Annotated in this window: 11 protein-coding genes; 3 read left to right on the plus strand and 8 right to left on the minus strand. The window is 41.3% G+C overall.

All coding sequences use genetic code 11. The features are described from left to right. Positions 1-41: 41 nt before the first annotated feature. From BM291_RS04930 to BM291_RS04950, 5 genes are all read right to left on the minus strand, one after another. Positions 42-1,277: a multidrug effflux MFS transporter gene (locus BM291_RS04930; protein ID WP_394333444.1), complete on the minus strand. Its 1,236-nt coding sequence runs from the start codon at positions 1,275-1,277 to the stop codon at positions 42-44. A 214-nt stretch (positions 1,278-1,491) separates the two neighbouring features. Continuing rightward, a complete protein-coding gene (locus BM291_RS04935; RefSeq protein ID WP_092895066.1) occupies positions 1,492-2,076 on the minus strand; it encodes a TMEM175 family protein in 585 nt (194 codons plus the stop codon). A 208-nt stretch (positions 2,077-2,284) separates the two neighbouring features. Then, on the minus strand, positions 2,285-4,042 hold the full coding sequence (locus BM291_RS04940) for an arylsulfatase (RefSeq protein WP_092895067.1): 1,758 nt from the start codon (positions 4,040-4,042) through the stop codon (positions 2,285-2,287). Between the two features lie 218 nt (positions 4,043-4,260). Continuing rightward, on the minus strand, positions 4,261-5,394 hold the full coding sequence (locus tag BM291_RS04945; RefSeq protein ID WP_092895068.1) for a DEAD/DEAH box helicase: 1,134 nt from the start codon (positions 5,392-5,394) through the stop codon (positions 4,261-4,263). A 38-nt stretch (positions 5,395-5,432) separates the two neighbouring features. After that, positions 5,433-5,861: a cupin domain-containing protein gene (locus tag BM291_RS04950; RefSeq protein WP_092895069.1), complete on the minus strand. Its 429-nt coding sequence runs from the start codon at positions 5,859-5,861 to the stop codon at positions 5,433-5,435. A 212-nt stretch (positions 5,862-6,073) separates the two neighbouring features. Between BM291_RS04950 and BM291_RS04955 the strand changes: the two genes are divergently transcribed. The 3 genes from BM291_RS04955 (at position 6,074) to BM291_RS04965 (ending at position 10,734) form a co-directional block, all read left to right on the plus strand. Then, positions 6,074-8,626, plus strand: a complete 2,553-nt coding sequence (locus BM291_RS04955; RefSeq protein WP_092895070.1) for a DUF7133 domain-containing protein — start codon at positions 6,074-6,076, stop codon at positions 8,624-8,626. A 3-nt stretch (positions 8,627-8,629) separates the two neighbouring features. Then, positions 8,630-9,730 carry a sugar phosphate isomerase/epimerase family protein gene (locus tag BM291_RS04960; RefSeq protein WP_217647291.1) on the plus strand — a complete coding sequence of 367 codons (1,101 nt, stop codon included), beginning with the start codon at positions 8,630-8,632 and terminating at the stop codon, positions 9,728-9,730. A 221-nt stretch (positions 9,731-9,951) separates the two neighbouring features. Beyond that, positions 9,952-10,734 carry an SDR family NAD(P)-dependent oxidoreductase gene (locus BM291_RS04965; RefSeq protein ID WP_092895071.1) on the plus strand — a complete coding sequence of 261 codons (783 nt, stop codon included), beginning with the start codon at positions 9,952-9,954 and terminating at the stop codon, positions 10,732-10,734. 231 nt (positions 10,735-10,965) lie between these two features. Here the strand turns inward: BM291_RS04965 and BM291_RS04970 are convergent, their stop codons facing one another. The 3 genes from BM291_RS04970 to BM291_RS04980 all read right to left on the minus strand — a co-directional run bounded on the left by BM291_RS04970 (position 10,966) and on the right by BM291_RS04980 (position 13,989). After that, positions 10,966-11,499, minus strand: coding sequence for a dihydrofolate reductase family protein (locus BM291_RS04970; protein WP_092895072.1), 534 nt, complete (start codon positions 11,497-11,499; stop codon positions 10,966-10,968). Positions 11,500-11,600: 101 nt separating this feature from the next. Beyond that, positions 11,601-12,092 carry a hypothetical protein gene (locus tag BM291_RS04975; RefSeq protein WP_092895073.1) on the minus strand — a complete coding sequence of 164 codons (492 nt, stop codon included), beginning with the start codon at positions 12,090-12,092 and terminating at the stop codon, positions 11,601-11,603. A gap of 217 nt (positions 12,093-12,309) precedes the next feature. Further along, positions 12,310-13,989: a DUF2207 domain-containing protein gene (locus BM291_RS04980; RefSeq protein WP_092895300.1), complete on the minus strand. Its 1,680-nt coding sequence runs from the start codon at positions 13,987-13,989 to the stop codon at positions 12,310-12,312. Between the last annotated feature and the right edge of the window lie 7 nt (positions 13,990-13,996).

Below are 13,996 nucleotides of genomic sequence, written 5' to 3' on the forward strand. Positions count from 1 at the left end.
CCGGAATTCATCAAGAACTCCGGCTTTTGGCTTAATAGGTATTAAGAGGCAAATGCCTCGGATTTTTGTTTTCTACTAATAGTACCAGGTATATGCTGATCAGTCTTCAATATTATAAAGCCTCCAAATGCACATATTGCCATTCCTGCAGCCATAGGAAAAGCTGAACTCGCATGAAATAAACTTACGATTGCAGTGACTATACTGCCAATTGCCATTCGCATACTTCCTAACATCGCAGAGGCTGATCCGGCATTCTTAGAGAATGGTGCCATGGCGAGGGCTGTGGTATTTGGGCCATTCAAACCATGGGCTGTTAGGAAAATGAACATCGTTCCTATCAGAGAATACAAATTGAATATATTAAAATATACCCCCAATATCAAGCAAAGAGCTGTTATACTTTGATAGTGAAGGGAGAAATTGATGATCTGCTGACTCGTGTATTTACGAAGCAAAATGTGATTCAACTGAGTGGATCCGATCATCGCAAATGCCAGAATTGCGAAAAGCCAACCGAATTGATGCTCTGTCAAACCATAAATGTTCATGAAAACATCTGCAGAACTGGCTATGTATGCGAATGGTGCAGCACCGGCAATTCCACCGGCAAGCATGTAAACCAAAAATTGGCGGTTCTGAAGAACCTTAATGTAGCTTTTCCATACCTTTTTTGGCTTTAGGGAAACCTCCTTATCTGGAAGAGCCCCTGCTGGAAGTACGATGACGGTAGCTATCCAAATAATGGCTGTCAAAGCAGCAAGAATAATAAATACCCAATGCCAATCATAAGCTGCTGTCACAAATCCACCTAAAGTAGGAGCGATCATAGGAGAAACTGCTATCACCAAAACAAGCAAAGACATGGCTTGCGCAATTTTCTCTACAGGGAAAATGTCACGAACTATAGCTTGTGCAGATACCATTCCAGCACAACCGCCAATAGCTTGAAGGAAGCGCATGAAAATCAGATTCTCTACCGACTGGGACATAGCACAGCCTATTGATGCTAAGATATATATAGCTAGTCCTGCATAGAGAGGCTTTTTACGACCATATTTATCTAAAAGCGGCCCGTAAAATAGTTGACCGATGGCAATACCAACGAGATAGGCAGTAAGCGAAAGCTGAATGTTAGAAATTGGAGTATTGAGTGCCACTGCCATCTCCGGAAAACCCGGAAGGTACATGTCAATAGAAAAAGGGCTAATAGTACATAAAGCCCCTAATACTAGGATAATTTTGAAGTATTCCTTTTTACTGTATTTCTTTTCCACTCTAAAAATATTTTGCTCTGACTATCTGGGGTAAACAGGCTTGAATGTTAATGAGTTCGTAAATATCAGCTTAATTTTTTGTGAAATAATTAGCCTTACCTAGAATGTATTGAGGAATCTTTAATTGCCTAGTTTTCTTCGCAAAAAGCAAAATGGGTAGAGTGAAAGGTTTTGATTGCAGATAAGATTACCAAAGAATAGATTTTGTAAAAAGTCAGGTTTTTTCAGATTCCATTACTTTCTCAATTCTTAAATCTGGGATTAACCATATCAGTGCAACTAAAACATAGATTCCTCCTGCTATCATAGGATGAATCCAAGTTGCCACAATTGCAATCAAGTAAAGTAGGGGTGAGATCCACCCTTTTTTATCTTTTCCTACCGCTTTGGCGAGCATAGAATTGGGCTCCTGGCAATTCAAAAGAATTGTTTGCAGGATTTTGTATGCGATGGCTGACAATAGGAGCACCACACCATAAAGAGCCATTGGTGCTGCGCCAAAGTTATTTTCTCCCATCCATCCAGTAGCGAAAGGAATCATCGATAGCCAAAATAAAAGGTGCAGGTTTGCCCAGAGTACCTTGCCGCTTATTTTGGAAGCTGCATGCATCATGTGATGATGATTGTTCCAATAAATCCCGATGTAAATAAAACTCAAGACATAACTAAAAAATACCGGAATCAACGTGTGTAAATCAGCCCATTGATCTCCATGGGGAACTTTGATCTCCAATACCATGATGGTGATCACAATCGCCAAAACGCCATCGCTGAAAGCTTCTAACCTGTTTTTGTTCATGGCATCCTTGAGTTTTATAAATGAGTATAGTGGATTGTTTATATGTATATCTGCTTATTTACCAATAAAGAGACTAAAGCATTATAGGATTTGGTTATCATTATCATATAAGCTACTTCAGTCACCCGTCATCGGTTTTGCCGCTCGATAAGCAAAGTAATTTTAAGGACTGACATCATCCGATAGCTATCTGAAGGGGCTAAGCACATTACTTTTTCTCCAATTCTATCCAAAATGGAAAATAACGCTGCCCTTTCACCTCATAGAATGGAAGTAATTGTCCTTCGGTTGCTTGAAGTGGCACCCCTTTCATTTCCAAAATATCTATCTCATCAGTGGATTTGTCATAAGCGATATTGGCGTAGTTGGAAGTCTCGATAGTCATCTTGCCCTGTGGAGGCACAGGTTTCACGAATTTCACTCGTATGTCGTAAACTCCCGGCTCGACGCTGACATTCCAGTATCCGAAAATATCCTCCTGGGCCCAAATTCCTCTCTCTCCTGCAGCATCATTTCTATTTAGAAATATTGGGTTTTCTGCGGCATTGCCAATCTGAATGATTGGTGGATTTTTTTGGTTTTCCTCATTGATAAGTTCGATATAAATGGCGTCCATTTCGGACTTCAGCTCTTTTGCCTTAGTGCTGTTGGTGGCTACTAAATTGTTTTGCTCATAAGGATCTTCATTCAGATTGAACAAATCGAATTTCGTGATCTCTGAGTTGTAATCTGTGTTTCCTATCAATTTCCAACCTGACTTTTGGATGGAGATATTTTGATAAAGCTCAGGATACTTCCTAGTCCAATACGCGAAATAACTACGATCAGTAGCGGCAGAATTTTTCCCTTCAATCAATGGTACCATGCTGTGGCCGTCTATTTTCCTGTCTTTTGGCACCTCAAAACCACATAGATCGGCTAGGGTAGGAAGTACATCCAGATGTGCAGTCAAAGCGGAGATTTCTCTATTTCCTTTGAACCCTGCAGGATATCGAATGAAAAATGGAGCTCTTATTCCACCCTGATAAGCGCTGCCTTTTCGACCATTTAGTCCTGCTACATAGCGCTGCTGCTGTGGACCATTGTCAGTCATGAAGATAACAATGGTGTTTTCTTCGATTCCAAGGTCTTCTAATTTTTGGAAAAGTTTTTTCAGATTATCATCGATGTTTTCTACCATCGCGTAGACTTTTCTCGCAGCATCTTTGTCAGCTTCAGTCATCGGGTAGAACGGCTTTCCATCTTTCCCAAAACCTGCAGTAGGATCAATATTCTTGTATTTTTGATAATATTCGTCAGGAACCTGAAGTGGCGTATGGGGGGCGTTGAAGGATAAATAGGTGAAAAATGTTTTGTCTTTATTCTTCTCTATGAAGTTGATCGCCTCAGTTGCGAAAATATCGGAGCAGTATCCCTCATAGCTTTCCTGCTCATTGTTATGCCAAAGAACCGGGTCAAAATAGCTGCGGTCTCCTTGATAATAGGTAGTGAAATCACCCACTTGGCCCATTCCACCAGAAAGGTGAATGAGTGATTCATCGAATCCCTGATCACTTGGACGCATAGGATAGTTGTCCCCCAAATGCCATTTGCCAAAAATCCCAGTTACGTAATCTTTCGATTTCAACAGCTCCGCAATCGTGATTTCTGAATCAGCCATCATCGCGCCACCATTGTAGGTATCACGAACTCCTGTTCTCAGGGAATATCTTCCTGTCATCAGGCTAGCTCGTGTAGGAGCACAAACTGGAGACACATAGAAATTGGTAAATCGTATACTTTCCGATGCAAAAGTATCCAATGTTGGGGTGTTGATATGAGGATTTCCTGTGGACCTCAGATCGCCGTAGCCTTGATCATCGGTGATGATAAGGATTACATTGGGAGATTTAGTTTTTTGCTGCGCAAAGCTAAAACTGAAGGAGATGAAAAATACAAAGGTAAAAAGGGAACGTTGAATGTGCATCAGACTAAAGTTAGGTGGTAACAATAGTCTAAAAATATATTCTTTTGAGAGAATAGCTATCCTGTGACTGAATGAGTGTATTTATTTACCGCAGATTAACGCAGAAAAGACACGCAGAGAGACTCGGATTTTTTGATTTTCTACTCAAAGTGAAAACGATATAAGATCTGCGGAAATCTGCGATAGTTTTCCGCGAAAATCTGCGGGAAACATAATCCTTAAAATTCAATCTCATCAATACTTCTCAGCTGCACATGCTTTTTCATCTTCTTTTGGATGATTTTGAAGTGATGCAATTCTTCCTCTGATACTAGAGAAATAGCTTCTCCAGTTGCTCCAGCACGGCCAGTTCTACCGATTCTATGCACATAATCTTTTGGCGAACGAGGCAATTCGTAATTGATTACTAAGGGTAAAAATTTGATATCAATTCCTCTCGCAGCCAAATCAGTTGCTACAAGAATTCTCGTTTTACCAGATTTAAATGTATGCAAAGCTTCCGTTCTAGCACCTTGGCTTTTGTCCCCGTGAAATGCCAGTGCATCAATGCCATTTTTTCCCAACTTGGTGACGATGTTATCTGCTGCACGGATAGATGAAGCAAAAACCAAAATCTGTGACCAATCACCAGAATTAATCAAATAACGAAGAAAGGGCCCTTTTTGCTCCATCGGAACACGGTACGCATACTGTTCGATAAGATCCGGAGAAACAGTATCCGGTTCAGCAGAGATACGAACTGGTTCATGGAGCATCTCGTTGATCAAGCCTTCTACAGATTCTTCACTTGTAGCTGAGAAAAGTATGTTTTGACGTTTTTTTGGCAGTCTTTCTAAGATCAGATCCACTTCCTCTTTAAATCCCATATTCAAAACCTTGTCTGCTTCATCCAAAACGAGGATTTCTACCTGATTTAGATTGAGAGCATTCTTGGAGAGCAAATCCAATAATCGGCCCGGAGTGGCTACCAAAATATCCGTCCCATAGATTTTCATCATCTGTGGATTGATGGAAACCCCACCAAAAACAGCCAATGCTTTTACCGGTCTATTCAGAAAACGTGCGAAATTCTCAGTTACTTCAGCGACTTGACTTGCCAGTTCCCGAGTAGGTACCAGTACCAAAATCGGAATCATTCGCCCTTTATTAGCTTCTTTTTCCTGAAGCCTTTGGAGTATAGGTAAAATATAAGAAGCAGTCTTACCAGATCCAGTAGGTGCGATTCCTAGCACATCTTTCTTCTGCAAAATCGCGGGGATGGCCGCTATCTGAATAGGATAGGGGCTATCGTAATTCGCTTTTTTGATGGCGTCGAGTATTTGCTTGGAAAGTCCTAAATCTGAAAAGTTCATGTGCGCGTATTTTCGGCAAAGTTAAGGCTTGGAAATTACTATTGTACTTTTTCAGTAATCTTCATTCCCTGCGTTCCACCGTAGAAGACAATGATTTCAGCATCTACATCGCCCGTATTCCTACCCAAATGCTTTTTATTCACCACTTCTACGATGGGATCACCAGCTTTAAGCGTGAGCTCATTTCCATCTTCATCGATCACATAAAGCTCTCCTGTGAGCAGTACACCGGCATTGATCACAGGGTGAAAATGCAGTGGGAGTTCAGAATGGGCAGGAATAGTGATTTTTAGAATTGAAATATTGGGCTTTGAAAGAGGATAGTGTGGCAAAGAATCTCCATTCCATGAAAGTTCGGATTCGATAAGTGTGACGGAACTTGGAGCAGCGACTTCAAGCACTTCCTTTTTAACTACATAGAATGAAAAAAGAAGTAGGATAGCGGCGAGCAAACTGTTTTTAAGCATAGGAAAATGTTTTAAAGATTTTTTTAATATAGTAAAAATGATAGCGAGAGGAGGAAGGTTTTCTATAGATCTATCTAGACATTCATAAAATCTAGCTTGTGTATCAGCCGAATATGTTTCAAATTGTACAGTCCCTTTTTTAAGTATTTCAAATCTGAAATGGTCTGCTTACCTAGGGAGCTTTGCTCAAACCCAAAATTCCGTTTTATAGTATGTCGATTACCCGTAGTATTCCTTACTTTTTCATAGTAATGATTCTGGCTTCTTGTGCCAAAACAGTCAAGGAAGACCCCTCAGCCCCTTCACCAGCAAGATCAGCACAGGAAGAATTAGAGACTTTTCAATTAGAATCAGGACTCAAAATCCAATTGGTTGCCGCCGAACCTATGGTGGAGGATCCAGTCTTTATCACTTTCGATGAGGATGCACGACTTTGGGTGATAGAGATGCGCGGATTTATGACGGACACGTTGGGGTCTGAAGAGGATAAACCCATAGGCAGAATCTCCGTGTTGGAGGACTTAGACGGTGATGGCGTGATGGACAAAAGCACCATCTATATGGACAGCTTGATTATGCCTCGTGCCCTTGGATTTTTTGCGGATGGAGTTTTGGTAGCAGAAAACAAAGCACTTTGGGTTACCCAAGATCTGGATGGAGACCTCAAGGCGGATACTAAGGTTCTTCTTGATTCTACTTATGCTTCTTCGGGAAATCCTGAGCATTCGGATAATGGTTTGCTGAGGAATGTGGATAACTGGTACTACAATGCCAAGTCAAAAATCAGATATAAATATCAAGATGGAGAATGGATCAGAGAATTGACCGAATTCCGTGGACAGTGGGGAATCAGTCAGGATGATCAGGGTAGGTTATTTTACAATTACAATTGGTCACAGCTTCACGCAGATCTAGTTCCGCCAAATTACCTTTCAAGAAATCCCAATCATAGCCCATCCACAGGAATAGATTATGGAGTGGCGCAGGATCGCAGAGTTTATCCGATTCGTCCTACGCCGGCAGTCAATAGGGGCTATATACCGGGAGTTCTAGATGAGAATCAGAAACTCATGGAATTCACCGCAGCATGTTCTCCATTGGTATTCAGAAGTACACTTTTTCCTTCGGAGTATTATGGAAATGCCTTCGTGGCAGAACCTGCTGGCAATTTGATAAAGAGAAATGTCCTGTCAGAGAATGGAAATATCGTCATTGGCAACGATCCTAATCCGGGCAAAGAATTTTTGGCATCTACTGATGAGCGTTTTAGGCCATCCGATTTTGCAACCGGACCAGACGGCGCATTATATGTAGCAGATATGTATCGTGGCTTGATTCAGCACGGCGAATATTTGACACCTTATCTCACCGAGCAAACAGCTGGTCGGGGTCTTTTGATGCCAGTCCATTTAGGTAGGATATGGAGGATTGTTCCTGAGGGAGCAGCTACCAGAGTGATGCCTAAACTTTCTCAAGCAAGTAATCAGGAACTAATCGGATTTCTTTCTGATAAAGATGGCTGGTACAGAGATATGGCTCAGCGACTGTTGGTGGAGAGAAATGATAAAAGTGTGAAGGAAGGATTGATGAAAGTCGTTTCTGATTCTAATTCTAGCGAGATGGGCCGATTTCATGCACTTTGGACCTTGGAAGGTCTGGGCATACTTTCCGAAGATTTTCTTTTTTCAGTTTTCGAGCAATCTTCTGGCTTGATACAAAGTACTGCGCTTAGACTGTTAGAGCCATTTGCGCAAGCATCTTCTGCTACAGGATCCAAACTAGCAAGAGCTATGCAGGATGCGGCTACGGAAGCAACACATACAGAAGCTCTTCAACTTGCCTTGAGTAGCTATGTGCTTACTGCGAGTGATGATGAAAAGGTGCTTACTGCCATTTTCAATAAATATGGAGAAGATCCACTGATTCGGGATGCAATGATGAGCAGTTTGGCTGGAAGAGAATATGATTTCTTGCAAAAGTTATGGGGCTCTTCGGATTGGGAAAATCAGGATCAGATCAAAGAGATTTTTCTTGAAACACTTGCTACCTCAGTTTTGAAAAATGGGAAAGCATCTGAAGTCAATGGTCTTTTGACCTTGGCAGATACTAAAGAACTTGGTTGGAAAGAGAATATATTGATTTCCGCAATGTCTATCCAGGCAGCAAACCTAAAAGGTAAAGAACCAATAGCACTTAAATCAGAACCTGCGCTTTTCAAACGAACTGACCTCCCGATAGATGAAAATCGTCTGGATATGCTAATGCGAATATTTTCCTGGCCTGGGTTTGTGCCTTCAGAAAAGGCAATTTCCGAAAGTCAATTGGATGAAAAGGGAATGCAGCAGTTTGCTCAAGGCAGACAGAAATTTTTGGTCACTTGTGCAGGATGTCATGGTTCGGATGGAGCAGGAGCTACTAGAATGGGGCCACCTTTGGCGGATTCTGAATGGGTATTGGGAGACGAGCGAAGACTTGCGATGATTTTACTGCATGGTTTGGAAGGTCCGATTGATGTGGCTGGAAAAACCTACGATGCACCTGATATTCTTCCTGTTATGCCAGCTCATTCTACCATGGATGATGGGAGTATTGCAGCGATTTTGACTTACATTAGAAATGAGTGGGGCAATCAAGCTCCAGCAATTACTGGACGTACAATTAGCAAAACTCGCTTAACAACTCAGGGAAGAGTGTATCCTTGGAAAGCTGCTGAGTTGAATGAGTATATAGAAGCTTTGCCTCCTGATGAAGCCCCAAAACCCTGACCTATGAAAGACCTGAATGCCAAAATCGCAAGCTTTGATGCACACAGAAGAAATTTCATTAAAACAGCTAGCCTGGGCGCAATGGCGATGAGCTTTCCAATGCCTAGTATTCCGGATTTTCTAGAGGATGTTCCGATGGGAATAGTCGTGCATTCCTATGCTGCTAGATGGCATTCTGATACCCCTAGCTCAAGATATCCCGGTTTTGAAAATGCACTCAGTTTGATGCAGCATTGCAAGGCTATAGGAGCAGGAGGGGTTCAGACAGTCGTGAATGGATGGGCTACCGATTTTGCAAAACAAGTGCGCGATGTACGCGAAAAAACTGGTTTGTATCTGGAAGGAAGTATTGCGCTTCCCAAGTCAAAAGATGAGTTGGCGAAATTTGAAATAGAAGTTTTAGCTGCGAAGGAAGCTGGTGCAAGCCTACTTAGAACTGCCTGTTTAAGCGGACGTAGATACGTGAATTTTAAGACAAAAGAGGAATTTCAGGAGTTTAGAAAAAACGCGTTACAATCCATAGAACTGGCCGAGCCTGTCGTAAGAAAACATAAGATTAAGTTGGCGGTAGAAAATCATAAGGATTGGACGGCTAAAGAGCTGGAAGCAATTATTGTTAACCTAGGAAGCGAATGGGTGGGAGTGACCTTGGATTTCGGTAATAATCTATCTTTCATGGAGAACCCAAATGAAGTTATCGAAACTTTGGCTCCTTATGCCTTTTCTACGCATGTGAAAGATATGGGTGTGAAAAGCTATACCGATGGATTTTTGCTTTCTGAGGTGCCCTTGGGCGAGGGAGTCGTTGATCTGAAATCAGCTGTTGCCTTATGTAAAAAGCATAATCCAGACATCAACTTTAGCTTAGAGATGATCACTCGTGATCCGCTGGAAATCCCAACTTTGACCGAAAGCTATTACAGAACCTTCGACCACTTGTCTGGATTGGATGTAGCTAGGATGGATCGCTTGATCCAACAAAATGAATTCAAGGGCGAATTGCCGCATGTAACAGGAATGTCTAAAGAAGAGCAATTAGCTTATGAAGAGCAGAACGTTGTTTCCTGCTTGAGTTACAGCAGAAATTCTTTAGGATTGGATTAAGTGTTTTCTAAAAAAATGTGTAAAATCAATGTGATTATCAGTAATGATGCACCTAGTCTTATTTTCTTTGGTTTGCTGGCCCGAAGACCGAAGACCGGTGACCGAAGTAGCCTCAATCCTAGCTTTAACCACTTCCTTTAATGCTATACTGGCAGAAAAGTGGATATACATATAAATCAATAATTAATATCTAACCATTAACCTATTAACCCATAACTATCATGTCTGAAAAATTACCAGGAATCAAACTTTTTGACCTAAGCGGAAAAGCAGCCATCGTCACCGGTGGTTCAAAAGGACTTGGCTTAGCCATGGCGGAGGGACTTGCTTCAGCTGGAGCAAATGTGATGTTAGTAAGTAGAACACTGAAAGAAGGTGAGGAATCAGCTAAGAGAATCGCTGAATTATATGGAGTGAAAGCAATTGCTTTTGAAGCGGATGTAGTGAATAAGGATCAGACAGAAGCTATGGCAAAAGCGGCTTTTGATGCCTTTGGAAGTATAGATATCCTGATCAACAGTGCAGGAATCAATATTCGCGGTGCGATCGATGAATTGCAACTGGAGGAATTTAGCAAAGTAATGGATATCAATGTGACAGGTACTTGGCTTTGCTGTAAGGCTGTGACTCCATATATGAAAGAAGCTGGCAAAGGAAGTATTATAAATCTTGCGAGCACCTTGGGTTTGGTTGGGCTATCCAATAGAACTCCGTATGCATCTAGCAAAGGTGCGGTCGTTCAGATGACCCGTGCACTTGGGTTGGAATTTGCACCATTCAATATAACAGTGAATGCGATCTGTCCTGGACCATTTTTGACGGAAATGAACTCGCCGATTGCCGATACAGAAGAGGGGAAAAAGTTTATTGTGGGTGCTACTGCACTTGGCAGATGGGGGAGATTGGAAGAAATCCAGGGAGCTGCGATCTACTTGGCTTCGGATGCCGGAACCTACATGGTGGGCTCGATGCTGACTGTGGATGGTGGCTGGACAGCGAGGTAAGTGGGGAAATGATCCCGCAAAGGCGCGACGGCGCAAAGTTTATAGACGTATAAGAAATTTCAAACGACCTCATTAAGCATAAGGATTAGTTAAAAAGTGTCGATCAAAAAGAAGACGAGTTGCAACTAAACAGACTAATAAAGATCAACCAATGAGAAAAAAGCTGTAGTAAGGCAGTAGTTTAATTAGATAAATAGAACCTCAAATATTACTTATTCTTCCGATGTAATTTTACCTAGATCTGACGAAATGGTTTTGTACGACTTTGTCTAAAAACCGGGTTGATCTGATGCATTCAAATACCAATCGTTTCGGTAATTCTGCAAACATTGGAATGCCTGATCCCAATAACACAGGGATTGTAGTAATGATCATTTCGTCAATTAAATCTTCTTTTAGAAAGCTCTGAATGGTTTTGCCTCCATCGATATAAAGATCGTGAAAGCCTTTATCATGAATTTCCGAAAGTACTTCTGCGATACTTCCTTTGACTAGGAAGGCCTTGTCTTTGAGTTTTTCGGGGATCTCTGTCAAGGAATTGCTCCACACAAACACTGGTTTGGTGTAGAACCATTCACCTTCAAAACCCGCGACAACCTCAAAGGTATTTCTTCCCATCAGCAGGGCGTCGATTCGGGAAGTGAACTCGTTGAATCCAGTGTCGATATGATCTATTTCAGGAAAAGTAGATAGCCAGTCTAATTCATCATTTTTTCCAGCGATGAAACCGTCCAAGCTGGTGGCTATAAATACACTGTTTTTCATAGGATTTCAGATTTAATAAATTGCCAAGTGAATCGGTGAAGTTAGCGCAAGGTCTCCTGACTTGTTCTTTTCAATTTATCCAAGCTAAAAAGTATAGATGTTTAATTCTTCGACAAATACTTCTTTGGAATTGGGTTTTCTGGAGATTCCTGCATCCAGTAGATATTAATGATCCACCATCTATTGCCATCATTGAGTAGCTGGATACTGTTTATTCCTCGCATAAATGGCTTGTCCATAGACTCATTGTTATAGGAATTATAGGTACTGAAAACCTGTGTGATATTACCGAAGGTATCAACACTTCGGTGGCTTTCTTTCTCAAAGAATCCGATGTCTACCAACATTTTTCCAGCTCTAGCTATGTAATCTTCTGGGGTTATGAAGGTGGCTCCGATTGCACCAGCTTGATTTTTCCCTGTAGGAATCAACTTAGCATCTGGATGGAAAAGGTATTTAAATAGCTCCCAATTTCTCTCTTCACCTTTTTTGCCAGAAATCACTCCATAAAGTGTTTCGATGGTGCTGTCAAGTGTTTGAACTTTACTCAGGTATTGGTCTCTTGAATCTTGCGCCTTTACAGTCAACGACAAAGAATGAGAGGATAAAAATGATTGATCTTTTCATGTATTACTTTAGTTAAATAAAAATATGTAAACCTGCTTTTCTACCAAGTATTAGACAAAAGCATTAGAGGCTTTGGTTAACACTTAAATTGAGGTCGCTTCGGTCACCTGTCTTCGGTCTTCTGTCCAGGGGAGCATAGAAATTTTGGCTACTGGCACCATTGCAGATGGTCATAAATTTTAATTACCAGCTTCCGCCGCCACCTCCGCCAAAACCTCCTCCGGATGATCCACCACCGGAACCGCCTGAACTTGCAGGTGAGCTTACCATAGTGGATTGAGTGGATTTGATGGAGTTGTTGAAGGATTTGGAAAAATGATTCATAGACATCATCCTTCCTGTGGAAGAATAATACCAAGTGGGTGGTTGCAGATTTAGAGAATCAAATTTCTTTGCCCATTTGTCAAACATTCCAAATGCCAACGCATAGCTCATGGTAGATTCAAAATAGGAAGGGTCTTCCTTGAGCAACATTTTGAGTTTATTTTCTTCAGCCACTTTGATAAACTGCTTAAAGCCTTTCAATTCGGATAGTATCATCGTGCCTTCTTTGTTCTTTTTGATCAAAAACTGGCTCATGACCATTAAGAAAAGTAGAGAAACTCCAACCGAAATTGCAGCTAGTATCCCCCAAAAGAAGAGGAAACTAGGGACTAGGATGAATAGTAATACGACTAGTCCTATAATGGTGTAATTCTTTATTCTGCGTGATTTGTTCACGTAGTAAATCTGGGCTGCATCTTTTAAGCCACTCGTCGCAGTACTCATTGTGGTATAGAACTTCTCTTTGAGACTACTGACAAGCACTTCACTTTTGGACGCAAATAACCCATTGAAAAGTTGGCGCTGATATATCGGCGCTTCATCTTCTAGCTCTTTCAATTTTTTAAGCCTAGTATCATCTTTTGCAAACCATCCTTTTTCATCAATTTCTTCTATAGTCAAATAACCGCGTGCGGCCCAAAATGGAATAAGAGAAATCAAATCTGCCGTATCGCCGGAATCATCGATTAAGTAGCCTACCATGGCTGGATCCATTCCTTTTGGCGGGTAGTAGCTCGTTGTAGTGGTGGCATGATCGTCCTTACCATGCTTCTTCCAGATGGCATGAAATGCGATATAAACTAAGGTCAGGATGATTACCCATCCATAATTTGTCCAAAATGGCCAGATGGGTTTGATTTCTTTGATACTTCCCAGAGGCAATTTTAACAGTACTGTAACTGCTTCTCCGTCAAAAGAAATCACATCTGGTTTGGTGGAACCCGAGAAGACTCCATTAGAATAAGAAGTGTCAAAATCAGATGAGGATAAAGCGGTGCCAATAGCGCCGGAATAGAGAAAATAATCCCCTTCATCTAGTGTGACTCCTTCAGGTAAATGAACCTTGAACTCAATAGTATTGAAAGGGGCGTACCAATCACTTGGCTTGATGTTCCAATAGAACTGGATTGCTTCTTTTTCATGGAGAAAGGCATTCTCGACCCTATACTTGATCTCGTACTGTTGAGGACCTTCGAGATAAATGTCTGCATCACCAATTTTGATTTGAAGGTTGTCGGACATTTTCTGTGCAAATGCAGCAGGAGCATCGAACTTGTAACCAGGAACATCGATGTTACTTAGTTTAATCTTGCGAGTCTCTTGTGTGCCTTCTTCTGTAAGTAAGTCATATGAAGTTCGAATGTCCCGATAAATTCCATGCTTCGGATCCTTAAAAAAGATATCGTACTTCTCGATTACGTCAAAGTAACCGTCTTCGTGGATAGTAATATCCACTGAATAGGAAGTGACGGTGAAATCCTGTGCATAGGTATCAAGCTGTGTAAAAAATAGTAGGAATAGAAATGCGAATTTTTTCATATTAGTG

The organism is Algoriphagus aquimarinus (assembly GCF_900112005.1).
GTDB lineage: Bacteria > Bacteroidota > Bacteroidia > Cytophagales > Cyclobacteriaceae > Algoriphagus > Algoriphagus aquimarinus.